We start from the raw sequence: 25,806 nt of genomic DNA on the forward strand, positions 1-25,806 counted from the left end.
GCAGGTTCGGCGGCAAGACATCAGCTCGCCCAGTACCAGGCCAGCGCATTCCAGGATTCCGTGCGCGTATTGCCGTTCGGCACGAAGCCGTTGATGCCTTTCTTGAGACCTTCGACCGCATTGCTCTGGTACAACGGAAGGAACGGTAGGTCGCGACGAACGAGTTCCTGGACGCGAGAGTAGATCGCGCGCCGGGCCTCAGGATCGAAGGTGCGCGCGCCCTTGTCGAGCAGGGCGTCGACTTCCGGATTTGCGAACTGCGCATTGTTCGAGCCGCGGCCGCCCTTGGCTCCGATCGAGCGCGAGTGCAGGCGATTGGTGACATCGGGATCGGCGCCGATCAGATACGAGCTACCGACGATCACGGAATCGAACTGCGATTGCATCCAGAACTCGCCCCACATCACGGCGGCGGGCAGGTTCGATATCTTCATCTCGACGCCCAGCTGCGCAAAGGTTTGCTGCAGGAACTGCTGCACCTGCTCGCGCAGCGGATCGCCGGAGGTGGTCGAATTGGTGAAGGACAGACGAACACCGTTCTTGGTCCGGATGCCGTCCCGTCCCGGGGCCCAGCCGGCCTGATCGAGGATCTTGCGCGCGCGATTCAGGTCGAACTGGTGCAGCGGCAGATTGGCGTTGAAGTAGAGGGACTGCCGCGGCATGAAGGTCTCCGTCGGAGTGGGCACGCCGTAGTAGAGCCCCTGGATGATCGCCTCCTTGTCGATCGCCGCATAAAGCGCCTCGCGGACCGCAAGTTCCTTGAACTGCGGGCGCTCGAGGTTCAGGTAGAAGGACTCGAACGAGGCCCTTGGGACCAGCGTCACCACGCGGTTCGGCAGCGTCTTGGCTTCACCATAGTGATCGGGAGTGATGTAGGGCTGACCGACGAGATCGATGTCGCCGCTCTTGAACTGGGTGTAGAGGACGGTGAGATCGGGAATGTATTTGAAGACCAGCCGCTCGATATGGGGGCCTTCACCGAAGTATTCGGTATTGGCCACGAGCTCGAGATGATCACCAGCAACCCGCTTCCCCCACTTGAACGCGCCGGTGCCGACCGGCGCCTGGTTGAAGGCCGCGTTGTTCGGATTGGCCTCTTTCTCCAGGATGTGCTTGGGCACGATGAAGGTTTCGGTGAGGAACGACAGATACGGCGCAAAGGCTTCTTCCATTCGCCACGAGATCTCCGTGGGCGAGACCACCGTAATGTCGCGCACGAGAGTGTGACCGGACGTGCGCCAAGCCCGGAAGTTGGGGTTCGTGATCAGTTCGAGCGTGAACTTCACGTCCTCGGCGCTGAAAGGCTTGCCGTCGTGCCAGCGGACATCGTCACGCAAACGAATGCGCCATTTGAGACCGTCTTCCGAAATGCCGCCGTTCTTCTGGTTCGGCACTTCCAGGGCGAGGTTGGGCTGAATGACACCTTGGGGATCGATGCGGAAAAGCGCGTCGAAAACCGAGAAATGCACGCCATCGTCGACTTCAATGTGGGCCATCAGCGGATTGAAAACGGTCGGCTCCTGTCCAAGTCCGACGATGACGCGGCCGGTTGGCTTTGCCGAAGAAGTACGCGCGAAGGCCGACTTGCCCAAGAGATTGGGCGCGAAGAGGCCGGCAGCTCCACCAATCGCCACCATGCGCAGGGCATCGCGCCGCGAGTAGTTCGATGTCGTCGCAGAACGCTTGGTCATAACGTCTCTCCTTGCCTGTGGTGTCCGACGCGGCTTTCATCCTGGGGCATGTTCCCGGGCTGCTCGCCGGGGATCGCGGCCACCAGTTCTCGGGTGTAGCTGGATTTCGGGTCGAGGAAGATCTGGGACGGCGGTCCGCGCTCAATGATCTGTCCTCGATGCATGACGGCGATTTCATCGCAGATCTGGCTTGCGACGCGCAGATCATGGGTGATGAAGATCATCGAGACGCCCGTCTCGCGCTGAATCTGATCCAGCAGCTTCAAGATCTGGGCCTGGATCGATACGTCGAGCGCGGAGACGGCTTCGTCGGCAATCAGCAGCTTCGGCTTGAACATCAGCGCCCGCGCGATGCCGATGCGCTGGCGCTGCCCGCCAGAGAACTCGTGCGGATAGCGGTCGAAGGCTCCTGAATCGAGGCCGACATGGGACAGAAGCTCCCGCGCCCGCTCGGCAGCCTCGCTGTATGGCACCCCATGCGCGACGGGCCCGACCGTGAGAATATGTCCGACCGTCGATCGTGGATTCAGCGAGGCAAAGGGATCCTGGAAGATCATCTGGATCCTGGGCCGCAGCGATCGAAACTCGGCCTCGGAAAGCCCAGCGATGTCGCGCCCTTCGAACAGAATCGAGCCGCTGTCGCACGCCATGAGCTTGATCAGCAGCCGACCGAGCGACGACTTGCCCGAACCGCTCTCCCCCACGACGCCGAGCGTGCGGCCCGACGTGAGGTCGAAGCTGACCCCATTGACCGCAGGCACGATGCGCTGCGTGCGGAAAAGCGCGCTGCCGCTGCGATAGGTCTTTGCGAGGCACTCGACCTTGAGAATGGCCACTGGCTCAGCAGCTTCCAAGGGCACACGGTTTTTGCCGGTCAGGTGCGGGACGGCTGCGATCAGGCGGCGCGTATAGAGGTGGCTGGGCGACTTCAGCACCTGCTCGGCACTGCCCTGCTCCACGCAATGGCCTTTCTCCATCACCACAACGTAATCGGCGATCTCAGCCACGACACCGAAGTCATGAGTGATGAACATGACGCTCATCCCCTTGCGGCGTTGAATGTCGCGGATCAATTTGAGGATCTGCGCCTGGGTCGTCACGTCCAGGGCGGTGGTCGGCTCGTCTGCAATCAGGATCGCGGGCTCGAGAGCCAGAGCCATGGCGATCATCACGCGCTGCCGCTGTCCGCCTGAAAGCCGGAATGGATACTGGTGATACATGAGCTGCGGATCTGGCAGACCCACTTCAATCAACAGGTCAATTGCCCTGCTGCGACGGGAGGCCGGCGTTCCAACGTCGTGCGCAGCCATCACCTCCTCGATTTGCGCGCCCACGGTCATCAGCGGGTTGAGCGCCGAGAGAGGGTCTTGAAAGATCATTGAAACGACGCGGCCGCGCAGGCCGCGGAGCTTGTTGGGCGAGAGACCTACGATGTTCATCCCGTCCAGGTGGATCGCACCCGAGGAGACCCGGATCGCTTTCGGTAGAAGCCCCATGATCGCATTCGCGGTGACCGACTTGCCCGATCCGGATTCCCCGATGATACAGAGAATCTGTCCGCGTTTCAGATCGAATGAGATGTTCTCGACGGCGTATGCCCGCTCCATTCCTTCCGGCAGACTCACGGTCAGTTCGCGCACCGACAGCGCGACATCGACGGGGCTTGCCACCTGGATGCCAGAGGCCATGAGAGCATCCTCCTTTTTCAAGCCAGTGCCGTCATCTTGCTGCGGCCGGCGCCTTCGGCTCCTTGCGCCTCCGCGCTCCTTGGACAGGTCAATAATTCGCCGCTCAACTTGCCATTCCTTAATTGGAGGCTGCGACATGGTTCAGGCCTCTTCGCGCAAGAAGCAAGAGCCGTTGCTCAGAGCGCCGCGCCGACCCGTTCGGCTACCTCGATCGAAGCGAAGCTCCTTCATGGCTTGATCCCTTCCGCGAAGGCCTGCTCCTGGACAAGGCTCATGCAAGTTGCCTCTTTGAACTTCGACCATCGATCGGTTGGTTCAGCCGATCTTGACGATGTCGATCACCCCGGAGTCGCCGAAAGCCGGCATCGAAGCAGCAGGAACTTCTGAAAACGAAGTCCGATTTGGCATTTCAGTCTGCGCCGCCAAGTCGCCGTGGCCCCTGCCGGGAAGGCGCGCAATGGATTGCGGGAGCGCGAGCGTCGGTCTCGCCGCCTGCAAGTGCGGTGCAAGCAAAGTTATTTTCGCAACAATTGCCTGTGTCAAAGACAGTAAACCGCAGGATATTCGGTCTCACGACGAAAGTCCGCGGGGGCTGCGGCAATTCCTCGGTTACGCTACGGCAACCACCGGAGATCCTTGTCCGATGAGCGCGCCGCTCCTGCATATCGAATCCAGTCCATCCCTACCTCGTGAGGCAGATGTCGTGATCATCGGCGGCGGCGTGGTGGGCGTGTTCACGAGCTACTATCTCGCTCGTCGCGGCCTCAAGGTTGCTTTGCTCGAAAAGGGCCGCGTCGCCGCCGAGCAGTCCAGCCGCAACTGGGGATGGTGCCGCCAACAGAACCGAGATGCGCGCGAGTTACCGCTTGCCACCAAGAGCCTGGATCTCTGGGAAAGGGTTGCCGGAGAGACTGGTGATGATACGGGTTTTCGCCGCTGTGGGCTTTTGTATCTGTCGAACGACGAGAATGAGCTGGCCGGCTGGGCAAAGTGGCGCGACTTCGCCAGGACCGTCGGGGTCACGACGCACATGCTGAGTGCGGGTGAAGCGAGCGAGCGAGGCAGGGCGACCGGTCGCAAGTGGAAGGGCGGCGTCTTCTCGCCGACAGACGGGACGGCAGACACGTCCAGGGCCGTGCCCATTGCCGCGCGCGCGATCATGGCGTCGGGCGGCACGGTGCACCAGCAATGCGCGGCGCGCGGCTTGGAGCTCACTGCCGGCCGGGTCAGCGCAGTGGTGACCGAGGCGGGCACGATCCGGACGAAGACGGCTGTCATGGCAGGCGGTGCATGGGCTTCGTCGTTTTGCAACCAGCTCGGCATTCGCTTCCCACAGGCATCCGTACGCTCTTCCATTCTGTCCCTGGCCCCGGGCCCAGCCGGCCTGCCTGACGCCTTGTACGCCGGGCTCGTATCGGCGACGCGACGCGGCAACGGCGGATACACGTTGGCAATCAGCGGGCGCGCGCGAGTCGATCCGACGCCGCAGCAGTTCAGGTTCAGCCGCGAATTCCTGCCCATGTTCGCCCGCCGGTGGCGAAGTCTCAGCCCTGGGGCCTTTGAAGGCTTGAGGCAGCGTCATGAATCTCTGGCGAAGTGGCGGCTCGACGCGGTGACCCCGATGGAGCTGAACCGGACGCTCGATCCTCGCCCTGACATGAGGCAGATTCGGCTGACGCATCGACGAGCCTGTGAGCTCGTGCCGGAACTCCAGCACGTCGCAATCTCAAACGTCTGGGCCGGCTACATCGACAGCACGCCGGACGGCATTCCCGCAATCGGTGAAGTTGAGTCCATTCCAGGGTTCATCCTTGCGGCGGGATTCAGCGGCCACGGTTTTGGAATTGGCCCAGGCGCGGGGCATATGATCGCCGACATCATCACGGGCAGTCCGCCGATCGTCGACCCGCGCCCCTACAGGCCGGAGCGGCTGAAAATGAGCGCCTGGGGCAAGGTCAGCGAGTTCTGAATTGCAGCTTCTGCCTCGGTGGGAAAAGGTGCTGGTTGATGCTATGACAATGCATATGACGCTGAAATCTCAAAGCCCTCACGCCGTTATCGGCCCCATCTGATGGCATTGCTATGAAGCTCGAATAAGATCGACATCAGGATTTTATGCGAACTGCAGAAGAACGGGCGGATTTCCAACGTCGAGCTCGCCGAGCTGATCAATCTTTCCCCAAGCCCGTGCCTGATGCGGGTCAAGAGACTCCAGACGGAGGGCTTCATCACCGGCTATTCGGCCCAGATCGATGTTGCCAAGCTCGGACAAACTCTGACTGTGTTCGCGGAAATCACCCTGAAGAATCACCGGCAGATCGATTTCGCGCGCTTTCTCACGACCATCGAAAAGATCGATTCCGTCGTCGAATGCCATCTCGTTTCCGGCGGGTACGACTATCTCGTCAAGTTCATCACGGCGGGGATCAGCGAATACCAGGCCGTCATGGAAAGGCTGGTCGAGATGGATATCGGCATCGACAAATATTTCAGTTTTGTCGTGCTGAAGTCCCCGATCGTGAAATCCCATCTGCCTCTCGAAAGCATATTCAACGGCTAAAGGACAGGCTCGGTCCTTATCCTTTCATGGCCGCGCGGACGTCCTTGTCTTCGAGCGTCTGGTCCAGCGTCGTCCTGGTCCGCTCGATGATGCCGTCGATGTCCGCATCCGTGCAGCAGAGCGGCGGCGCGTAGCCCAGCACGCCCTGGGCAAAGGCGCGGATGACGAGGCCGTTGTCCCATGCGCGGTCGAAAATGCGGCGCGCTGGATCGGCTTCCGCCGGCAGCGGCGTCTTGCGCTCCTTGTCAGTGACGAGCTCGATTGCCGCCAGCATGCCGCGACCGCGGACATCGCCGACGAGCGGATGATCGGACAACGCGCGAAGGCCTTGCATCAGGCGGTGCCCGGCCTTCCGGCCGTTTTCCAGCAAGCCGTTTTCATAGAGATCAAGGCAGGCGAGCCCAACGGCCGCACTGACGGGATGGGCGGAATAGGTGTAGCCGTGGCCCACGGCCGCCTTGCCGGCACCATCGGCAATGGTGTCGTAGACGCGGTCCGACATCAGAACGGCCCCCATCGGCACATAGCCCGAAGTCAGGCCTTTTGCCGTGGTCATGAGATCCGGCACGACGTCATCCTCTTCACAGGCGAACAGCGGACCGACACGGCCAAAGCCGGTGATGACCTCATCGGCAACGAACAGAATGTCGTACTCCTTGCAAACAGCGTGCATGGCCTTCATCCAGGACGGCGGCGGAACGAGGACGCCTCCGGACCCCTGTACCGGCTCGACATAGAAGGCCGCGACGCGTTCGGCGCCGAGCTCGGCGATCTTGGCCCGCAGAGCCGCGACAGACGCCGCAATGATCGCCTGGGGATGCGAACCGGCGGGATTGCGATAGGCGTAGTGCGATGGGATCTTGTGCTGCCAGTCGTATGGCACCCCGAAGCCCGCATGAAAGGCCGGCAGCGCGGTCAAGCCGGCCCCTGCCGTCGACGATCCGTGGTAGCCGGACTCGACGGAAATGAACTGATCCTTCTGCGGCCTCCCCTCGGCATGATAATAGTACCGGATGAAGCGGATCGTGCTGTCGACGGCATCCGAACCACCCAGCGTGAAATAGACATGGTTCAGATCGCCGGGCGCCAGTTCAGCCAGCCTTGCGGCCAACCGGATGGCCGGGTCGGAGCCCAACCCGAAATAACCCGTCGCATAAGGCAGTTCGCGCAGCTGCCTCAAAGCCGCTTCGACGATGCTGTCCTGTCCGTAGCCGGCATTGACACACCACAGACCCGCAAAACCGTCGAGCAATTGACGTCCCGAGAGATCGGTCAGCGTCGCGCCCTTCCCTGACTTCAGCACGCGGACGCCCGTCGCCTCGTGGCTGCGAAACGATGAGACCGGGTGAATCAGATGCGCGCGATCGAGTTCAATCAGCGAGTTGCTCAACATGTCGCCCTCCAGCTCAACCGCACTGCTTGTGCGGCCACCACGATGTCTTCGGAGCTCAACGTAAGACGCCCAGGACAGCAGTTGCTCCCGGGCTGACCATGGACGAAGGGCATTTTGACTATCATTGACGACCGGCGCCGCATCTTATGCGGGCATCGGGCCGCGCAAGGCACAAGTCGGAGGCGCCTTTTCACACAACTCTCTGCCACAGCGCCGATCCGATACGACACAATCTGCTCCCGGTCGCCGCGACAGCGGTGCTTTATCCGGCCGCCTGCCCGCTATGATGCCTGTCGTACCGGAACACGGTGCGTGAGGACCGAAAAGGATCGAGCCATGGCAACGTTTAGACCCAAGTACATCACCTTCGACTGTTACGGCACGCTGACCAATTTCGACATGGCCGGCGCGGCAAGGAGAGTCTATGGCTCTCAACTTTCTGCCACGACGATGGCAAGTTTCATCAAGGATTTCGCTGCCTATCGCCTGGACGAGGTTCTTGGCGCATGGAAGCCGTACTTCGAGGTCGTGCATAATTCGGTAGAGCGCGCGTGCAAGCGCAACGGTATCGTATTTCGGCCGGAGGATGCCCAGCGCATCAATGAAGAGATCCACACATGGGGTCCACATCCCGACGTCCCGGCGGGTCTTGCCAAAGTTGCCAGGGAGATTCCGCTGGTCATCCTGTCGAACTCCATGAAGAACCTCATCATGTCGAACGTGGAGAAGCTCGGCGCTCCGTTCCACATGGTCATCACCGCGGAGGAGACCGGCGCCTACAAGCCGCGTATGAAGGGCTTCGAGTATATGCTGGACAAGCTGGGCTGCGGCCCGGAGGACATCACCCACGTCTCCTCCTCCTTCCGCTACGACCTGATGACGGCCTATGACTTGGGCATCAAGAGCAAGGTCTGGGTGAACCGCGGTCACGAGCCCGCGAACCCCTTCTATGAATACACCGAAGTCGCTGACATCGGAGGGCTTGCCGCGGCCGTCGGCTTGGAGCCTCTTCGCAAAAGCGCGTGAGCGCAGTTCTTTTCGGCCTCTCACGACTTGCGTTGTGACGGAAAAAAGGGGGCGGTTCGACCGCCCCCTTTTCTTGTTTCGGATATTGATCTGAAGGGCCGCTCAGTCCAGTCCACCGACATGGAGCGCCTTGGTCTCGAGATATTCTTCGATCCCGAGCTGGGATCCCTCGCGTCCGAGGCCCGACTGCTTGACGCCGCCGAAAGGCGCAACCTCGGTCGAGATCAGGCCGGTGTTCAGCCCGACCATGCCGAACTCGAGCGCCTCGGCAACACGCCAGGAGCGCTTGAGGTTTTCAGTGTAGAAATAGGCGGCAAGGCCGAACGGCGTGCCGTTGGCGATCGCAATCGCCTCGTCCTCGGTCTCGAACCGGAACAGCGGCGCGACCGGCCCGAAGGTCTCCTCTGAAGCGAGGAGCATCTCCGTGGTCGCCCCGCCGAGCACGACAGGGCGGGCATATTGCCGCCCTTCCGGCACCGACTCACTTTCCGCGATGAGCTTTGCGCCCTTGTTCAGGGCGTCCGTGACGTGCCGCTTGATCTTCTCGATTGCCGCGCCATTGATCATCGGCCCAATCGCAACGTCGTCTTCCGTGCCTGGACCGACCTTCATTCTTGCGACCTGGCTGGCAAGCTTCTGGGCGAAGGCGTCGTAAATGCCGGATTGAACGAGAATGCGATTGCAGCAGACGCACGTCTGCCCGCCATTGCGGAATTTTGACGCAATTGCCCCCTCGACCGCTCGGTCGATATCGGCATCGTCGAAGACGATGAACGGCGCGTTGCCACCGAGCTCGAGGCTCAGCCGCTTGATGTTGTCAGCAGCACCCTTCATCAACAAGGCACCGACGCGGGTCGATCCGGTAAACGAGATCTTGCGGACGGTTTCGTTGGCCATCAGCTCCGCGCCGATGTCCGTCGGCATGCCCGTCACGATGTTGATCACGCCCGCTGGAATTCCGGCCCGTTCAGCCAGAACAGCGATGGCGAGAGCTGAAAAAGGCGTAAACTCGGATGGCTTGATGACGACTGTGCAGCCCGCGGCAAGCGCTGGTGCCACCTTGCGCGTGATCATCGCGTTGGGGAAATTCCAGGGCGTGATGATCCCGCAGACGCCGACCGGTTCTTTCAGCACCAGAATGCGGCGATCAACACTGGGCGCCGGGATTGTCGATCCGTTGATGCGGCGGGCCTCTTCCGCAAACCATTTGACGAAGGATGCCCCGTAACGGATCTCTCCGAGCGATTCAGCAAGCGGCTTGCCCTGTTCCAGCGTGAGCAGAAGAGCCAAATCCTGCTCATGGCGTCGCATGAGCTCGTACCAACGCTCCAGCAGCGCAGCACGCTCCGCATGAGCCTTGGTCTTCCACTGCTTGAACGCAGCGGCCGCCGCCTCGATTGCTGCCCTGGTCTCAATTCGGCCCATATCGGGGATGGTGCCAAGCACTTTCTGGCTGGCAGGATCGATGACATCAACGCAGACTTTCGTGCTCGCATCCCGCCAAGTGCCGCCGATCAGCGCTTGCTGGCGAAACAGATCCTTGTCCTTCAATGCAATCATCGCCTTGCTCCTTGCTTCGTGCCCGACTCCGCCGTCACTGCCTGGATTTGCGAGTGACGGGACGAAGCCCTCTCATGCGAGCAGTACATGCCCGCACGCCGCATTTTTCATTGATCATGAAGTGCCTGGCCGCGCTGAATCTCGTCAGATGCTGGCTTGAAAGTTGAATATTCCAACGGCCGCCCTCAGCATCGCCTCAGTCGTAATGGCAGACGTAGATCTTTCGCACGGTCTCGATCGTGCGCCAGATCCCGACAAAGCCAGGCTTCATCACAAAGCTGTCGCCGGCACGGTATCTTCTGATCTCACCACCCTCTTCCTCGATTTCGATCAGGCCAGAGAGAATGTGACAAAACTCGAAGGTGGTGCCCTTGATGGAATGGGTCTCGCCAGGCGTCGCTTCCCAGACGCCGGTCAGCACCTTCTCGCCTTTCGAGGCGTCCTGTGCCCAGGTCTTGAACGATGGATTGCCCGAAATGAGCCGCTCCGGGGCAGGCAATGCGTTCTTTGGTGTGAAGTCCGGATTGGTGTCGATGGTGACCAGAAGTGACATGGCGCTTTTCCTGTTAATAGCCGAGTGTTCGATCGACGAGGCCGATCGGATTTCGTCCGGCGCGGTGGCGCCGGATGTTCTCTATGACCGATTGTGCCGCCGTATGCGGTTGGGTCACGGACGCGATATGCGGCGTGATGATCACCTTCGGATGGGACCAGAGTGGATGATTTTCCGGCAGCGGCTCGGGATCGGTGACGTCGAGCATCGCTGCTGCCAAATGCCCGCTGTCCAGTGCCTCGATGAGCGCGCCCTGGTCAAGCTGCGGGCCGCGGCCGACATGCAGCAGCCTCGCTCCCACCGGCAAAAGCGAGAAAAGCCTTGCGTTCAGGATGCCGCTCGTTTGCTCCGTCAGGGGAAGAAGACAGACGAGGATATCCGTTCCTCGCAGGAAGTCGCCAAGCTGGTCGTCGCCATGGAAGCAGGCGACTCCCTCGACAGCTTTTTCGCTGCGGCTCCACGCGGCGATGGGAAACTGGAACGGCTTCAGGCGGTCGATTGCAGCCTGCCCCAGCATGCCAAGCCCCAGGAAGCCAATACGCCGATCGGTCGCCTGGGACGTTGCAAGCGCTTGCCAAAGGCCCCTTCTCTGCTGCCCTTGATAAGCCAGCATCTCGCGATGGAGCGTCAGCACACCAAGGACGACGTATTCCTGCATCATGCGTATGATGCCATCCTCGACCATGCGCACGAGCTTCACCTGCTCGGGTATGGTTTCCGGCTTGAACTGGTCAACGCCAGCCCCGATGGAAAAAAGCACCTCCAGATTACAAAAACGCGAGACATCGTCGGGCACGTTCCAGGTCAGCAGGTACCGTATCTTTTCCGGGTCGATGGATTCGCTGCAATGGTAAAATTCCAGGTCAGGCAGCTCGCACGCAAAAGCCTTGCGGAAGACTGCCCCCCTGGCAGCATCAGAATTGAAAAGAAATGCCATCGATGCACGCCTCCGCCTCGCTCGGCATGTCGACGACGCCAGGAAGAGCGATTAGCCTTGCAAGACTTTCTTGGGGATTCCCGGCGATCCGCTCTGCCGGCACAGTTTCTTGCCGAACACCGAGAGGGTAGCTGCACGCCGGAGCTTTCCCTGCCGAATTACGTTGCAATACAAGCCGAAGATTTCGAAAAGAAAGCCCAAACAGGGGAAACCTGCTGGCTTTTCGTGCAATAGTGCGGCGAAATACGCCCGCTACCCCATTGTGGCGGAAGAGAAAAGGCGCGATGTGCGAGCGATTGGCACCCCGCGAAGGAATGGACGAGTCGAGATGGGACGAACGGTACGCGTGAAGTCCTTTGAGCTGGCCGCGAAGGACATCAACGACGTTGATGTGACGCTGCTCCACGCACTCTCGACCGGCGTTGGCTGGCCGCATCGACCCAAGGATTGGGATTTCTTGCGCCGCGCAGGTCACGGCATCGTAGCCGTCGATGGTATTGGACGCGTCTTCGGCAGCGCGATGTGGTTCCCATGTGACCGCGAATTCGCGACCATTGGCCTGGTGATCACATCGCCTCGGACCCAGGCTCAGGGGACTGGCCGCTGGCTCATGGAGCAGGTTTTCGAGCGGTGTGGTGACCGGAATTTGACCCTCAACTCAACCCACGCCGCCTATCACCTCTATCTGTCGCTCGGGTTCACGAAGGAAGCCACCGTGTATCAGTGGCAAGGTGAGGTCGCCTCACCAACTCCGCCGGTGCCGACCCTGGAGGGCGAATTGAGCTCGCTGTCCACGGCGAACATCGGAGAGATCGCGGCACTGGACGAACGCGCGTTTGGAGCCAGCCGTCAGAAGTTGCTTGCATTGCTTTCTGAAGGTGCGTCAATCTGCGTCCTGCGCCGTGGCGGTGCGACCGTCGGTTATTCCATGAAGCGCGAATTCGGGCGCGGCCATGTGATTGGCCCGATCGTTGCCAGCAATGATTCTGACGCGATCCATCTTACGGCCGTGCATCTCAAGGATCTCGCCGGAAGGTTCGCCCGCGTGGATACGCGGGAGCAGACCGGTCTGTTTGCGGACTTTCTTCAACAGAGCCGCCTCGGGATGAACGACACAGTCACCACCATGTCCAAGGGACGGCGATTCCTGAACCGAAAGGAAAACGAGCCGTGGGTCTACGGATTGGCCGGTCACGCCTTGAGCTGAAGCTGTGAGCATGGGACGAGAAGGGCTGAGGCGACGGACCTATTCCCACGTCCGACGGGGATTCTGTGCTTGCCAGCCGTTGACGCATTTTCAGCAAACTCGAACTACTCAAGACACACCTCTCCAGTCTCGCGGCGCATCACACCCGAGTTTTGCGCTGCTCTCGACGCCCCTTCATCGGAAAGGGCGCAGGGAAGACCGGGCGCCGGCTGGCACCCGCGGTCCGCTGTGCGCAGATTGCGCGAAGACGGATGCACAGCGGCATACAGGGCAGCCTGGACATCCCGGCCTTCCCTGCGCAGTGGTTTGACGGCTTATGGCGCGCTCTCCCCGGGGAGCGATGCACTATTGCCCCCGTCGCCTTGCGGATGGCTGGTGCACGTGCCCGGTCGGGCCGCCTCACCACCGCAAGCCTTGACGCACAGACCCCGGGGCGTCAGGACCACACGCTTTTGCCGTACGCGAACCGCACCGGTCGTGTGCGCGCTGCTCAACCGCTCACGGGCCAAACCCGCCCTGCAATTGCTGGCGCGCCGATGCACTCCACGTCCACCGCCACCCGGCCCGCGTATCGTGACGGTCGCGAAACGCCCCTTATCCTGGGCCAGGATGCCGACGCATATACGATATTTCCGAATTTCGGTCAAGCAGAATATCTGAGGACAATGCGACAGGCGGTCAGAAGGTGCTCCTGGCGGGAATTATCTGCCGGGCCCAGTAGCGTCTTCTTGACCCGCCTGTCTCCACATCGTCATTGCGAGCGCAGCGAAGCAATCCAGGAATGCCTCCGCGGCGACGCTCTGGATTGCTTCGCTGCGCTCGCAATGACGAGGAGGATTACGCGACCGGGGCCATTCGACTTCCCCGCGCCAATCCCTATATCCTGCGGGAACGATTTGACGCAGCGGACAGCTTCGATGGCCAGAACACGCACGAGGGGCACCGACGCCGACGACCTCCCCCGCTATTTCGTCTGGGTTCGGGGGCTCGAAGGGCCCGAGCCGCAGAAATGGACGGCGATGGATTTCGGCGTCGGCGATTGGAAGCGGCCACTCGTGCTGGCCTATCTGGAGCTGCCGGAAGACGAACGGCCGCTGTCGCTGTCGGTCCTGGCGCGGCGATATCCGCCGCCGCGAGTCGATCTTTCGTAAGCCGGGCTAGGGTGTGTACTCATGACCGTCAGCTCCGCAAGAGAAAGCGGAAGTCACCCGGCTTGAGCGTGATCGGCGGCTTTTCCTGCAGATTTGCCCGTCGAATTTCACACCAAGGATCAGATCGCGATAAATCTGAAGGCTGCAAACGCGCTCGGCGTTGCAATTCCGCCGACGCTGCTTGCCCGTACCGACGAAGTCATCGAATAGCCCGCCAGCCTCAAGCCCACTGTCTGATCGGCAAGAGGCCGTGTTAGGATTTGCTTGTTGTCAACGGGGGAGAGCATGCGGCGACGAGAATTCATGGCACTCCTGGGCCGTGCAACGGCCACTACGGCATGGCCTGTCGCGGTGGGCGCGCAGGAGCCGGCAAGGGTTCGGCGGGTCGGGTACATTGCCGGCGCCGATGAGGCCACGATGGGACATATCTTCGCGGCATTCAGGCAGCGGCTTACCGAACTAGGGTACGTCGAGGGTCGATCTATCGCGCTGGAGGTGCGCTGGGCCGAGGGACGTGCCGAGCGGCTCCCCGGCCTGGTGACCGAGCTTATCGGTCTCAAATTGGATGTGCTGGTGGCGGGCAACAGCGTCGCTGCCATAGCGGCCAAGAACGCTACTCAAACAATCCCCATCGTTATGGTGGCGGCCGATCCGGTTGGACTTGGGCTCGTGGAAAATTTGGCGCGACCCGGAGGAAACGTGACGGGGTTGAGCTATTTCAATGAGGCAATGATCGCAAGGCGTCTGCAACTCCTGAAGGAGATGACGCCAGGCCTTGCGCGGATCGCTGTGATGAAGAACCCGACAGTCTCTATCCACGCCACCTTCTGGCAGACCGCTGAGGTGGCGGCACGCACTCTGGGCGTAGCGCTACAACCTCTCGAAGTGGGACGGCCGGAGGATTTTGATGCGGCGTTCGCCGCTGCCACGGGAGGCAACGCCCAAGCTCTCATCGTCTTCGATGACGTTCTGACTATTGTGCATAGACCCCGGATCATTGCTCTCGCTGCCGCTCACCGACTTCCGGCCGTGTACGGACTTCGTGAGTTTCCGAAGGATGGAGGCTTAATGTCGTTCGGTGCGAGCTTCGTCGTCTTGTTCCGACGCGCCGCCACCTACGTGGACAAAATCTTGAAGGGCGCCAAGCCTGCCGATCTTCCCGTCGAGCAACCAACCACGTTCGAGCTTGTCATCAATAACAAGACTGCGAACGCCCTTGGCCTTACCGTTCCGCCCACCTTGCTCGCCCAAGCTGACGAGGTGATCGAATGATGTCGCCTGTTGTCCCGACTCGGACATCTGGTGAGATGCCGCAATGGGGCGGTGCCGGAGGCAGAGCGGACGTCATACGCACCCCAAGTCCAGCGCGGATTATGAGCCCGCGCTCTAGCTTAGGCGCAATCCTAGGACCGTCCATGCGTGCCTGACGCGGGACCAAGTTGTCGCCGCCCCCATGATTATGGGTGTCGCGGCCTTCGCGCTGCGGTTAGACTTGCCTGGCGCCGCGGGGGACACGCGGGTCGCGGGACCATGGACATGACCGAACAGGGCGAGACGGGTGACGCCATCTCCATCCTCCTCGTCGAGGACGATGCGCCGACCTGCTGGCGGCTGCAGGATGCGCTGGCCAAGGCCGGTTACGAGGTGCGCAGCGCCGGTACGCTCGCGGAGGCGCGGCAGGCCCTCGCCGCCGGCGCGCCGCGCGTGCTGCTGACGGATCTGCGGCTGCCCGACGGCCACGGCATCGAGCTGATCCGCGAGATGCGGCAGCGCTTTCCCGACACCGAGATCATGGTGATCTCCGCGCTCGGCGACGAGGAGAGCGTGATCTCCGCGATCACGGTCGGCGCCACCGGCTACCTGCTCAAGGACGCCTTCCCCACCGACATCGCCACCACCGTGCGCGACCTGGTCGTCGGACATTCGCCGATCTCGGCCTCGATCGCCCGCTTCATCGTTCGCCGGACACAAGGTGCCGCGCAGAGTTCAACGGAGCCGCCCCCCGGCCCCGCGCTCAACACGGCGAGGCTGACCCCGCGCGAGATCGACATTCTCTGGGGCATCGCCAAAGGCTTCAGCTATGCCGAGATCGCAAGCCATCTCGGCCTGTCCAAGCAGACTGTGCCCGGCCATATCAAGAACATCTATCGCAAGCTCGAGGTGCACACGCGGAGCGAGGCGGTGTTCGAGGCGGTGCAGCAGGGCCTGATCAAGCTGTGAGCGACATCGCGGCCAAAGCACCCACGAAAGCACCTGCGAAGGCACCGACACGCCCGCGGCGCCGCCTGATCGCGTCGCGTCTGGTGCCATATCTGCTGCTGCAGGCGTTGATCGTCATCGTCACGATCCTGGGGCTTCGGCTGCTGCAGCCGAGCGATCCCGAAGACTACGCGGTGAGCGATTTTTCGGCGCGGGAGGACGGTATGACGCGGCCCGTGACGCTGCCGCATTTCACCTCGTCGCGCGACTCGTTGGCCGACCCGCCATTCTACACCGGCACCTTCACATTCGGGAGCGGCGATGCGGCCTCGGGCTGGTCGGTGTACCTGCCGCGCTTCAGCAATGCCGTGGAGGTCGCCGTCAACGGCGTCGTCGTGCTCGACTCCCGGCGCGATGCCAACGCCAACCGGCCCGATCGCAACACGCCGCAGATCGCAGCCATCCCCGCCTTGCTGCTGCGCGACGGCGCCAACGAGATCACGGTGCGGCTTTTCGTGTGGGGACCGCTCAAGGGCTTCCTCGACACCGTCTATGTCGGGCCGGATGCCGCCTTGCGCCCGGCCCATAAGACGCGCACGCTGCTGTTCGTCACGCTGCCGGTGGTGTTCTCCGCCTGGCAGGCGATCCTGGCCGTCATCCTTGCGATCATGTGGCTGATGCGGCGCCACGAACCGGTCTACGGCGTGCTTGCCGCGGCGATGGTGCTCGGCGTGGCGCAGGCATTCGCGCCGCCGCCGGTGCCGCCGGCCACGGTCTCGCGGCTGGCTGCGGTGCTGCTGGCCTCCGCACCGATCGAGAGCGCGCTGGTCGTCGCGTTCGGCGTGCTGTTCTTCGGCTGGCGCTGGCCGCGTTACGCCACGCTGCTGTTCGTGCCTGGAATCGTCGTGTTCGTGGTCGGGCTGATCGGAGGCCCGCCGCTGCCGCGCATCCTGTTCCTGGTGCTCGGCATTCCCACCGTCGGCATTTGCCTGTTCCTGATGGCCTGCGTCACGGCCACGGCGGTGGTGCGGCGGCAGGACGCGGCGAGCTTCACGATCGGCTGCGCGGTGACCATCGTGCTGGTCTGCTGGGCCCAGGACATGCTCACGGTGCTCGAGATCGCGAGCAATGATCGCATCTTCGTCTCGCGCCTGTCCTATTCGGCGATGCTGGTCGCGATCGGCGCCGGGCTGACCTGGCGCTTTGCCCGCGCCTTGAACCAGGTCGACAGCTTTGCCGGCCAGCTGGTGACGCGCGTGCGCGAAGCCGAGGAGCGGCTGAAGGCGAGCTTTGCCCGCGAGGAGGAGCGCGCCCGCGCCGCCGCGCTCGCCAATGAGCGCACGCGCCTGATGCGAGACCTGCACGATGGTCTCGGCGGCCAGCTCGTGAGCATCGTCGCGCTGTCCGAGCGTGGCAGCGCCGGCGCGACCATCACGGACGCCGCGCGCGCGGCGTTGAAGGATCTGCGCCTCGTCATCGATTCCATGGACGACATTGGCGGCGACCTGATGCTCGCGCTCGGCTCCTGGCGCGAGCGCGCGACGGCCCAATTGCGGCCGCACGACATCGCACTCGACTGGCGCGTGGCGACGCCGCAGGGCCTGCCGCTGCATCCCGAGCTGAGGCCATGGCACGTCATCCAGATCGTGCGCATCCTCGACGAGGCCGTGACCAATGCGGTCAAGCACGCGCAGGCCCGCCGCATCGCAGTGACCATCGACACGTTCGACGCAGGCCAGGGGCCGTACGGCGTGATCAGCGTGACGGACGACGGAAGCGGCTTTGCACTGGCCGGCACTGGCGAGGCCGCGGGCACCGGCCAGACCGCGCGCGGCCTGCGCAACATGAAAAGCCGCGCCGCGCGCTGCGGCGCGGTGCTCGACCTGACGTCTGATTCCTCCGGCACGCGCGTGCGGCTGAAATTGCCGCAGCGCTTTCCCGATGGCGACATGGCCGCGGGCTGAAAGGCCCCCCTCCCCGAACGTGTGGGGCGCACGGAGAGAGGGGACGGGCCAGGTTAAAATTTCCCGCGGAGGACGGGGGGTGTTCGTCCGCAGACCCCGTTGGCCCGAAGCGATCCAATCAATTCAATCGAACGGAGAATATCAGCGCACGCCGACGCGATTGACCGGGCCGCCGCGATTCATCGGCGTTCCCGCGCGCACGCCGACGCCAGGCGCGCCGACGCCGGGCGTTGCGACCGCCGCCGCCGCGACCGGCGCTCCCACCACCACGGCGCCAGTCGGCCGCACCACGCAGCCCTTCGGCACGCCGACGGTCTTGCAATAGACCACAGCCTGCGCCGGGCTCGTGCCCAGCGACACCATCGCCGCGCCCGCCAGCGCCATGACCGTCAGCGCCATGACCGTCAGCCTTGCGCCCAGCGCTCCAGCTCTCATCGACATTCTTGCTCTCCTGCTTCCCGTTCGGCGTCCCGATGCAATCACCGGGTTTCACAGCCGAGGTGCAGCCTGAATGACAAAAGTGGGCGCAACGATACATGCCATGAAGATGGGGGTACCGCGGGCGGGAGGACTGGCCGGTGCCATGAACATGGCATGGACCCGCGGCCGGGCTTTGCGAGATGGTCCGGCCCGATTGATCCCGGTCGGGACCAACGACGATTGCAAAGAGGTGCATCATGAAGATTTCGGTTCTTGCCGCGCTGCTGCTCGCAGCTGCCGCCCTGCCCGCTGCGGCGCAGTCCGGTCCATCCGTCCAGGAGCAAATGGCCTGCCGCGGCGACGCCAGCAAATTCTGCGCCGAGCATATCGGCAAGCCGCCGCAGATGAATGCCTGCCTGCGCGAGAACAAGTCGAAGCTCTCGGACTCCTGCCGCAAGGTGGTTGAATCGCGCGGCGGCTAGTCGTTCGCCCCTCTCACTTGGGAGAAAACAGAGAGGGCGGCGCTCTGCCGCCCTCTCGATAAATGCCGAAGGCGCGCCGCTATTCCTGCATCATCTCGCCGCTTCCGCCGAACTCGGCCGGAAAATCCTTCAGCTTGGGCAGGCCGTCGCGCATCGGTAGCACGGTCTCGGCATAATTGACGTGAACTCCGGGCGTGAACGCGAGCGTGGGAATGGTGGCGGTGAAGACGTCGACCAGACCGAGCGGCGGATGGTTGGTCATGAGATGGCCGCCACACTGCTTGCAGAATTTGCGCTGGCTGAGCGGCGTCTTGGCGAAGGTCTCGACATTCTGAGCGCCTTCGGTGATGCGCACGGCCTCTGGCTTCCACAGGCTGAACGCGTTGACCGGACCGCCCGACCACGAGCGGCAGGAGCGGCAATGGCAATAGCCCATCGCCTCCGGCGCGCCCGTGACCTCGACCGTGACCGCGCCGCAGAAGCAGTTTCCGACATGTTTCATCTGGAACCTCTCCGTTTTTCTGAAGGATTGTTATTGCGTATCGGCGCCCCGCGCGTCCTTCTTTCGATTGGACGCGCGCGGCTTGGCCGAGACTATACTGAACGGCGCCAGGGAATAAGCATCGAGACGCGTTGTTTGTACTGCCGGTACTCGTCGCCGAAGAGATCGACGAGATCGCTCTCCTCCAGCGCGATGCCGACGAAGATGTAGAGCGTGGTCACGGCCGCGAACAAAAGATGACCCGCGGTCATGACCGGCGCCGCCCAGAACGCGACGATGAAGCCGAGATAGATCGGATGGCGGACGAACTTGTAGAGCAGCGGCGTCTTGAAGCGCGGCGGCTCCATCTCCTTGCCGACGAGATGATTGGTCACCTGATGCAGGCCGAACAATTCGAAATGGTTGATGATGAAGGTCGAGGTGAACACCAGCACCCAGCCGGCGAAGGACAACGTGACCAGTGTCACGGCAAGATCGGGGCTCTCCACGCTCCATATGACCGACGGCAGCGGACGCCACTGCCAGAACAGGAGGAGCAGTGACAGGCTCGCGAACAGCACGTAGGTGCTTCGCTCGACCGGCTTGGGGACGAACTGCGTCCACCAATCCTTGAATTGCTGGCGCGCCATCACGCTGTGTTAACCGCGAACAGCGACATCAGCAGCAGATTGATGAGGAGCGCGCGGACGACGGGCGCTTCGGCTCCGGTGTCGATGGTCTTGGGCACCATCACCCCCATGACGAAGCCGATCGCATAGAGAATGGTGACGAAAAACACGAGATACGCCGCAATTCCGTACAGAAAGGCAATGAACCTGAAAATGCGAGAGCCCGTAATCTCCGGGCCGATGGAATGAACCTGGTGATCGAGTTGGGTCATAGAACGCTCCGTTGTGCCGAGGCATCGACACGGTTTGGTCTTCGCACCGTGCCGGATCGGACGTCCCGCGGCTTTTGCAGATGATTGATTTTCGCCTGAGACGACTTTGATTTTTGCTTGAGACGACAAAAACGTGCGATTTCGCTTTGAAAACAACGTGCTGGACGGTGACCTTCGGGAGCTCACATGCGAGGGAACGATCGTTCCGTTGCAGCCGCAAGTGTTCGATCTGCTGCTTTATCTGGTCGCGCAACGGGCGCGAGTGGTCAGCAAGGATGACCTGATCAGCCAGATCTGGAACGACCGGATCGTGTCGGATTCCGCCCTGAACAGCCGGATCAACGCCGCGCGCAAGGCGCTGGGCGATGACGGTGCGACGCAGCGCCTGATCAAGACCATTCCGCGCAAGGGCTTTCGTTTCGTCGGCGAGGTCCGGGAAGAGGTGGCGGCGTCGCCTGCGCGGACGGAAGCCAAGCCCGCTCCCCCGCGCGCGGCGGACCGCCCGGCGATCGCCGTACTCGCCTTCGAGAACATGAGCGGCGATCCCGCGCAGGACTATTTCGGCGACGGGATCAGCGAGGACATCCTCACCGCGCTGTCGAGGCAGCGCTGGTTCATGGTGATCGCCCGCAACTCCTCCTTCACCTACAAGGGGCGTGCGGTCCATATCAGGCAGATCGCCGAGGAGCTCGGTGTCCGCTACATCGTCGAAGGCAGCGTGCGCAAGGCAAACAACCGCGTGCGCATCACCGCACAGCTCAACGACGCCGTCTCGGGCAGCCATCTCTGGGCCGAGCGCTATGACCGCGAGCTCGTCGATGTCTTCGCCGTGCAGGACGAGATCACCAACGCGATCGCCGCGGCGATCGAGCCGCAGATCCACGCGGCCGAGAATTTCCGCAGCCATCGCAAGCCGCCGGCGAGCCTCGACGCCTGGGACCTCTTGATGCGCGCGCTGTCGCATTATTGGCGCGTGACGCGTCAGGATCACGAGGCCGCGAAGGCGCTGCTCGCGCGCGCGATCGCGATCGATCCGAATTACGGCCAGGCGCTGTCGCTGCTGGCCGTGAACGACATGTTCGGCGTGCATCTCGGCTGGGTCGAGCTCGCCGCGGTTGCGCCGGCCGCGGAAGCCGCCGCGCTCAAAGCGGTGCGCTGCGACCATGAGGATTCCTGGGCGCATGCCGCGCTCGGCAGCGTCTGCTTCTCGACCCGCAGGCTCACAGACGCGCTGTCCGAATTCGAGCAGGCGCTCGCGCTCAATCCGAACTTCTCGCTGGCGCAGGGCTATTACGCGCTGGCGCTGTCCTATGCCGGACGCTCGAACGACTCGTTCGAGGCCGCGCAAAAGGCGATCCGGCTGTCACCGCGCGATCCGTCACTGGCGATCTATCACGGCATCGCCGCCTATGCGCGCTTCACCGAGCGGCGCTATGGCGAGGCCATCGCGCTCGCGCGCGAGGCGATCCGGCACCGCGGCGACCTCACCGGCGCCTACCGCGTGCTCGCCGTCTCCGCCGGCATGTCCGGCGATGGCGCGCTTGCGGACATGGCACTCGGAGAGCTCCGCCGCACCCAACCGGGCATCTCGCTGCACTGGATCGCGACGCAGCTGCCGTGGGCCAACGAGCGAGATCGCGACCACTATCTGGAGGGATTCCGCCGCGCCGGGTTGCGGTGAGACGTCTTGCCCTGGCGGGTAAGCGCGAGGGCGCTCTCGCCGCCGCCATGCCGCGACGCTGTGTCGCTATTCGCAGCCGTCATGTCGACGCACGACGAACGTGACGGACGCCCAGCAATACAAGCCCAACTCATCAAAACAGGACGCGCTGTATATTTTTTGTGCGTGCACTGTCGCGACTTTCATCTTGCCGCGCCGAACGGGACTGTGTGAGCCTCGATGGCGGATGGGGACTGGGATGGACCGACCGTCGCTTTGCGCGCCAGGGCGCCTGCGAAGCGCTTGCGGCCGGTCTCGCTTGAGAAAGATACGACATGCCAAAACGAGTGTTGCTTGGTCTCCTCCTGGCTTGCGGCCTTGCGGCCCCTGCGCTGGCACAAGAACCGAAGACGGGCGGTGTGATCAATGCCGTGATCCAACCCGAGCCGCCGGGCCTGATGCTTGCGATGGTCCAGAACGGCCCGGTCCAGATGGTCTCGGGCAACATCTTCGAAGGCCTCTTGCGCTACAGCCCCAAGCTCGACCCGCTGCCGGAGCTTGCCGAGAGCTGGAGCGTCAGCGAGGACGCCAAGACCTACGCCTTCAAGCTGAAGAAGGGCGTGACCTGGCATGACGGCAAGCCCTTCACCGCCGCCGACGTGCTGTTCTCGATCGAGATGCTGAAGCAGACCCATGCGCGCGCCCGCACCAATTTGGCGCAGGTCGACAAGATCGAGACGCCGGACGATTACACGGTGGTGTTCACGCTGAAGCAGCCGTTCGGCCCGTTCCTCGGCATCTTCGAGGTCGGCTCGATGCCGATGGTGCCGAAGCATCTCTACGACGGCACCGACTGGAAGACCAATCCCTACAACAACGCGCCCATCGGCACCGGGCCCTTCATGTTCAAGGAATGGCAGAAGGGCTCGTTCATCCGCCTGGTCAAGAATCCGAACTACCACGAGAAGGGCAAGCCCTACCTCGACGAGATCTACTGGCAGATCATTCCCGACGCCGCCGCGCGCTCGGTGGCGTACGAGACCGGCAAGGTCGACGTGCTGCCCGGCGGCTCGGTCGAGAATTTCGACGTGCCGCGCCTGTCCAAGCTGAAGGACACCTGCGTCACCGGCGCCGGCTGGGAATTCTTCTCGCCGCTGGCCTGGCTGTGGCTCAACAACCGCCAGGGTCCGCTCGCCGACAAGCGGGTGCGGCAGGCGATCATGTATGCGGTCGATCGCGACTTCGCCAAGGACGTGATCTGGAACGGGCTCGGCAAGGTCGCCACCGGCCCGTCGGCCTCGACCATCAAGTACTACACCGACGACGTGAAGAAGTATCCCTACGATCCGGCCAAGGCCAAGGCGCTGCTGAAGGAAGCCGGCTACAAGGGCGAGAAGATCCGCCTTTTGCCGCTGGCCTATGGCGAGACCTGGCAGCGCTGGGGTGAAGCCGTGAAGCAGAATCTCCAGGACGTCGGCATGACCATCGAGACGATCGCCACCGACGTTGCCGGCGGCAACCAGAAGATCAGCGACTGGGATTACGACATCGCCTTCACCTATCTCTACCAGTACGGCGATCCCGCGCTGGGGGTGGGGCGCAACTACATCTCCAGCAACATCGCCAAGGGCCAGGTCTTCAACAACGTCGAGGGCTATTCCAACCCTGAGATCGACAAGCTGTTCGCCGACGGCGCGGTGGCGACGCCCGACTCCAAGCGCAAGGAGATCTACGAGAAGGCGCAGAAGATCCTGGTCGAGGACGTGCCGGTGGCCTGGATGCTCGAGCTGCAATTCCCGACCATCATGCGCTGCAAGGTCAAGAACCTGATCACCACGGGGATCGGGGTCAACGATGGCTTCAAGGACGCATGGCTCGACAAGTGAGCCGATCGCGTCCGATCCTTCTGCTCTGTCGCCAATGAACTCCGACCGCGCCACAAGCTCGCTGCACCTCCCCCGCTTGCGGGGGAGGTCGACGCGCTCGCAGAGCGCGGCGGGAGAGGGCTCTCTCCTCTTGGCGTCCCCTTTGCGGAAATACCCTCTCCCCTGCCCTCTCCCGCAAGCGGGAGAGGGGGCGCACCGCGATTTTGGCTGCGTTCAACCTGATCCGATCGCCATCTAAGATGCTCTCCTTCGTCGTCCAGCGTATCCTCAAGGGCGTGATCGTCCTGCTCGCGATCGTCGTCCTCAATTTCTTCCTGATCCGCCTGGCGCCCGGCGATCCCGCGATCGTGATGGCGGGCGAAGCCGGGGCCAGCGACCAGGTCTTCGTCAAGCAGCTCCGGGAGAAGTTCGGCCTCGACAAGCCGCTGCCCGAGCAGCTCTTCATCTACGTCAAGGGCGTCGTCGGCCTCGACCTCGGCTTTTCCTTCCGCCAGCAGGCACCGGTTGCGAAGCTGATCGGCGAGCGGCTGCCGGCGACGCTGCTCCTGACCCTGACGGCATTCGCGATCTCGCTGATGCTCGGCATCCTCTGCGGCACGTTCGCCGCGCGCTTTGCCGGAACCTTTCTCGACACCGGCATCACCGTGTTCGCGCTGATCTTCTACGCCATGCCGATCTTCTGGGTGGCGCTGATGGGCATCCTCTTGTTCTCGGTTACCTTCGACTGGCTGCCGAGCTTCGGCTACGAGACGGTCGGCGCCAACCTCACCGGCCTTGCCCATGCGGTCGATGTCGCAAAGCACCTGATCATGCCGGCGATGACGCTCGGCCTGTTCTTCATGGCGACCTACACCCGCATGACGCGCGCCTCGATGCTCGAGGTGAAACGGCTCGACTTCGTCAAGACGGCGCGCGCCAAGGGCCTCAGCGACGCCGTGATCCAGCGCCGCCACGTGCTGCGCAATGCGCTGCTGCCGGTGGTGACGCTCGCCGGCGTGCATTCCGGCACGCTGATCGGCGGCGCCGTCATCACCGAGACCGTGTTCGCCTGGCCCGGGATCGGGCGGTTGATGTACGACGCCCTGCTGCAGCGCGACTACAATCTGCTGCTCGGCGTGTTCGTGATCTGCTCCGCCATGGTCCTGATCTTCAACCTCGTCACCGACCTCGTCTATCGCCTGGTCGATCCGCGCATCGAATACGCCTCATGAAACAGTTCTGGAAATCGATGCTGAGGAGCCCGAGCGGCGTCATCGGGCTCGTCATCCTCCTGGTCGCAGTCTCCGTCGCGGTGTTCGGGCCGATGCTGTTCCCGAACTCGCCCTGGCGCATGGTGCAGCGGCCGTTCCTGCCGCCGTTCACGCTCTCGACCGTGCCGCTCGGCACCGACGCGCTCGGCCGCGACATCTTCGCCGGCATGATCTTCGGCGCCCGCGTCTCGCTTCTGGTCGGCCTCGTCTCCACGCTGGTGGCGCTGATCGTCGGCGTGCCGATCGGCGCCATGGCCGGCTATTTCGGCGGCAAGGTCGACGACGCCCTGATGCGCTTCACCGAGTTCTTCCAGACCATTCCGAGCTTCGCGCTCGCGATCGTGCTGGTCGCGATCCTGCAGCCCTCGATCTATTCGATCGTCGCCTCGATCGCAGTGGTGAGTTGGCCGCCGGTCGCCCGCCTCGTGCGCGGCGAGGTGCTGTCGCTGCGGACGCGCGAATATGTCCAGGCCGCCGTAGTCACCGGCCAGAGCAACAGCTGGATCATCCTGCGCGAAATCCTCCCCAACGCGTTGTCGCCCGTGATCGTGCTGGCCTCGCTGATGGTGGCGACCGCGATCCTGCTGGAATCCTCGCTGTCCTTCCTCGGCCTCGGCGATCCCAATCTGATCTCCTGGGGCTACATGGTCGGCGCCGGCCGCACCGTGATCCGGCAGGCCTGGTGGATCACCGTGTTTCCGGGCGTCGCCATCCTGATCTCGGTGCTCGGGCTGAACCTGATCGGCGAAGGCCTCAACGATGCGCTCAATCCGCGCCTGTCGCGGGAGGGCCGCTGA

General features: G+C 63.0%; 21 protein-coding genes and 1 pseudogene. 13 read left to right on the top strand and 9 right to left on the bottom strand.

Annotation, left to right across the window (positions count from 1 at the left end; genetic code table 11):
• Nucleotides 1–20 precede the first annotated feature (20 nt).
• Both AB7M16_RS15740 and AB7M16_RS15745 read right to left on the bottom strand, forming a co-directional pair.
• The gene (locus AB7M16_RS15740; RefSeq protein WP_453944423.1) at nucleotides 21–1,691 is read right to left on the bottom strand and encodes a peptide ABC transporter substrate-binding protein; all 1,671 of its coding nucleotides are present in this window, start codon (nucleotides 1,689–1,691) and stop codon (nucleotides 21–23) included.
• Entirely contained in the window at nucleotides 1,688–3,379 is a 1,692-nt protein-coding gene (locus AB7M16_RS15745) for an ABC transporter ATP-binding protein (RefSeq protein ID WP_453944424.1), read from the bottom strand. Before AB7M16_RS15745 ends, AB7M16_RS15740 begins: the two co-directional genes overlap by 4 nt.
• A 643-nt stretch (nucleotides 3,380–4,022) precedes the next feature.
• Between AB7M16_RS15745 and AB7M16_RS15750 the strand changes: the two genes are divergently transcribed.
• Together AB7M16_RS15750 and AB7M16_RS15755 are read left to right on the top strand one after the other, a co-directional pair.
• Nucleotides 4,023–5,348: an NAD(P)/FAD-dependent oxidoreductase gene (locus AB7M16_RS15750; RefSeq protein WP_453947193.1), complete on the top strand. Its 1,326-nt coding sequence runs from the start codon at nucleotides 4,023–4,025 to the stop codon at nucleotides 5,346–5,348.
• A 129-nt stretch (nucleotides 5,349–5,477) separates the two neighbouring features.
• Nucleotides 5,478–5,939, top strand: coding sequence for an Lrp/AsnC family transcriptional regulator (locus tag AB7M16_RS15755; RefSeq protein WP_453947194.1), 462 nt, complete (start codon nucleotides 5,478–5,480; stop codon nucleotides 5,937–5,939).
• Nucleotides 5,940–5,955: 16 nt separating this feature from the next.
• Here AB7M16_RS15755 and AB7M16_RS15760 read toward each other — a convergent pair whose 3' ends face one another.
• The gene (locus AB7M16_RS15760) at nucleotides 5,956–7,332 is read right to left on the bottom strand and encodes an aminotransferase class III-fold pyridoxal phosphate-dependent enzyme (RefSeq protein WP_453944425.1); all 1,377 of its coding nucleotides are present in this window, start codon (nucleotides 7,330–7,332) and stop codon (nucleotides 5,956–5,958) included.
• 336 nt (nucleotides 7,333–7,668) lie between these two features.
• On the opposite strand from AB7M16_RS15760, the gene AB7M16_RS15765 reads away from it, so the two are divergent.
• Entirely contained in the window at nucleotides 7,669–8,358 is a 690-nt protein-coding gene (locus tag AB7M16_RS15765) for a haloacid dehalogenase type II (protein WP_453944426.1), read from the top strand.
• Between the two features lie 102 nt (nucleotides 8,359–8,460).
• On the opposite strand, the gene AB7M16_RS15770 is transcribed toward AB7M16_RS15765, so the two are convergent.
• The 3 genes from AB7M16_RS15770 to AB7M16_RS15780 all read right to left on the bottom strand — a co-directional run bounded on the left by AB7M16_RS15770 (nucleotide 8,461) and on the right by AB7M16_RS15780 (nucleotide 11,408).
• The gene (locus AB7M16_RS15770; RefSeq protein WP_453944427.1) at nucleotides 8,461–9,918 is read right to left on the bottom strand and encodes an NAD-dependent succinate-semialdehyde dehydrogenase; all 1,458 of its coding nucleotides are present in this window, start codon (nucleotides 9,916–9,918) and stop codon (nucleotides 8,461–8,463) included.
• Nucleotides 9,919–10,114: 196 nt separating this feature from the next.
• A complete protein-coding gene (locus AB7M16_RS15775) occupies nucleotides 10,115–10,471 on the bottom strand; it encodes a cupin domain-containing protein (protein WP_172786023.1) in 357 nt (118 codons plus the stop codon).
• A 13-nt stretch (nucleotides 10,472–10,484) separates the two neighbouring features.
• Entirely contained in the window at nucleotides 10,485–11,408 is a 924-nt protein-coding gene (locus AB7M16_RS15780; RefSeq protein ID WP_453944428.1) for a 2-hydroxyacid dehydrogenase, read from the bottom strand.
• Nucleotides 11,409–11,736: 328 nt separating this feature from the next.
• On the opposite strand from AB7M16_RS15780, the gene AB7M16_RS15785 reads away from it, so the two are divergent.
• The 5 genes from AB7M16_RS15785 (at nucleotide 11,737) to AB7M16_RS15805 (ending at nucleotide 17,929) form a co-directional block, all read left to right on the top strand.
• A complete protein-coding gene (locus AB7M16_RS15785; protein ID WP_260381169.1) occupies nucleotides 11,737–12,615 on the top strand; it encodes a GNAT family N-acetyltransferase in 879 nt (292 codons plus the stop codon).
• A gap of 917 nt (nucleotides 12,616–13,532) precedes the next feature.
• Nucleotides 13,533–13,766 carry a hypothetical protein gene (locus AB7M16_RS15790; protein WP_172786026.1) on the top strand — a complete coding sequence of 78 codons (234 nt, stop codon included), beginning with the start codon at nucleotides 13,533–13,535 and terminating at the stop codon, nucleotides 13,764–13,766.
• A 417-nt stretch (nucleotides 13,767–14,183) separates the two neighbouring features.
• The gene (locus tag AB7M16_RS15795) at nucleotides 14,184–15,038 is read left to right on the top strand and encodes an ABC transporter substrate-binding protein (protein WP_172786027.1); all 855 of its coding nucleotides are present in this window, start codon (nucleotides 14,184–14,186) and stop codon (nucleotides 15,036–15,038) included.
• 264 nt (nucleotides 15,039–15,302) lie between these two features.
• Nucleotides 15,303–15,986, top strand: a complete 684-nt coding sequence (locus AB7M16_RS15800; RefSeq protein WP_453944429.1) for a response regulator — start codon at nucleotides 15,303–15,305, stop codon at nucleotides 15,984–15,986.
• The gene (locus AB7M16_RS15805; protein WP_453944430.1) at nucleotides 15,983–17,929 is read left to right on the top strand and encodes a sensor histidine kinase; all 1,947 of its coding nucleotides are present in this window, start codon (nucleotides 15,983–15,985) and stop codon (nucleotides 17,927–17,929) included. The genes AB7M16_RS15800 and AB7M16_RS15805 overlap by 4 nt, the downstream gene beginning before the upstream one ends.
• A gap of 141 nt (nucleotides 17,930–18,070) precedes the next feature.
• Here the strand turns inward: AB7M16_RS15805 and AB7M16_RS15810 are convergent, their stop codons facing one another.
• Entirely contained in the window at nucleotides 18,071–18,370 is a 300-nt protein-coding gene (locus tag AB7M16_RS15810) for a hypothetical protein (protein WP_453944431.1), read from the bottom strand.
• 236 nt (nucleotides 18,371–18,606) lie between these two features.
• On the opposite strand from AB7M16_RS15810, the gene AB7M16_RS15815 reads away from it, so the two are divergent.
• Nucleotides 18,607–18,831, top strand: coding sequence for a hypothetical protein (locus AB7M16_RS15815; protein WP_036020653.1), 225 nt, complete (start codon nucleotides 18,607–18,609; stop codon nucleotides 18,829–18,831).
• Nucleotides 18,832–18,910: 79 nt separating this feature from the next.
• Here the strand turns inward: AB7M16_RS15815 and AB7M16_RS15820 are convergent, their stop codons facing one another.
• Both AB7M16_RS15820 and mddA read right to left on the bottom strand, forming a co-directional pair.
• A complete protein-coding gene (locus AB7M16_RS15820; protein WP_453944432.1) occupies nucleotides 18,911–19,333 on the bottom strand; it encodes a GFA family protein in 423 nt (140 codons plus the stop codon).
• Between the two features lie 92 nt (nucleotides 19,334–19,425).
• A pseudogene (mddA, locus tag AB7M16_RS15825) lies at nucleotides 19,426–20,213 on the bottom strand (methanethiol S-methyltransferase).
• 133 nt (nucleotides 20,214–20,346) lie between these two features.
• Here mddA and AB7M16_RS15830 point away from each other — a divergent pair.
• From AB7M16_RS15830 to AB7M16_RS15845, 4 genes are all read left to right on the top strand, one after another.
• A complete protein-coding gene (locus AB7M16_RS15830) occupies nucleotides 20,347–21,894 on the top strand; it encodes a winged helix-turn-helix domain-containing protein (protein ID WP_453944433.1) in 1,548 nt (515 codons plus the stop codon).
• 314 nt (nucleotides 21,895–22,208) lie between these two features.
• Nucleotides 22,209–23,759 carry an ABC transporter substrate-binding protein gene (locus AB7M16_RS15835; RefSeq protein ID WP_439364816.1) on the top strand — a complete coding sequence of 517 codons (1,551 nt, stop codon included), beginning with the start codon at nucleotides 22,209–22,211 and terminating at the stop codon, nucleotides 23,757–23,759.
• Nucleotides 23,760–23,998: 239 nt separating this feature from the next.
• Nucleotides 23,999–24,970 (top strand): ABC transporter permease, encoded by a 972-nt coding sequence (locus tag AB7M16_RS15840; protein ID WP_453944434.1) that lies wholly within the window; start codon nucleotides 23,999–24,001, stop codon nucleotides 24,968–24,970.
• Nucleotides 24,967–25,806 (top strand): ABC transporter permease, encoded by an 840-nt coding sequence (locus AB7M16_RS15845; RefSeq protein ID WP_260372967.1) that lies wholly within the window; start codon nucleotides 24,967–24,969, stop codon nucleotides 25,804–25,806. The genes AB7M16_RS15840 and AB7M16_RS15845 overlap by 4 nt, the downstream gene beginning before the upstream one ends.

The organism is Bradyrhizobium sp. USDA 372 (genome assembly GCF_053629095.1).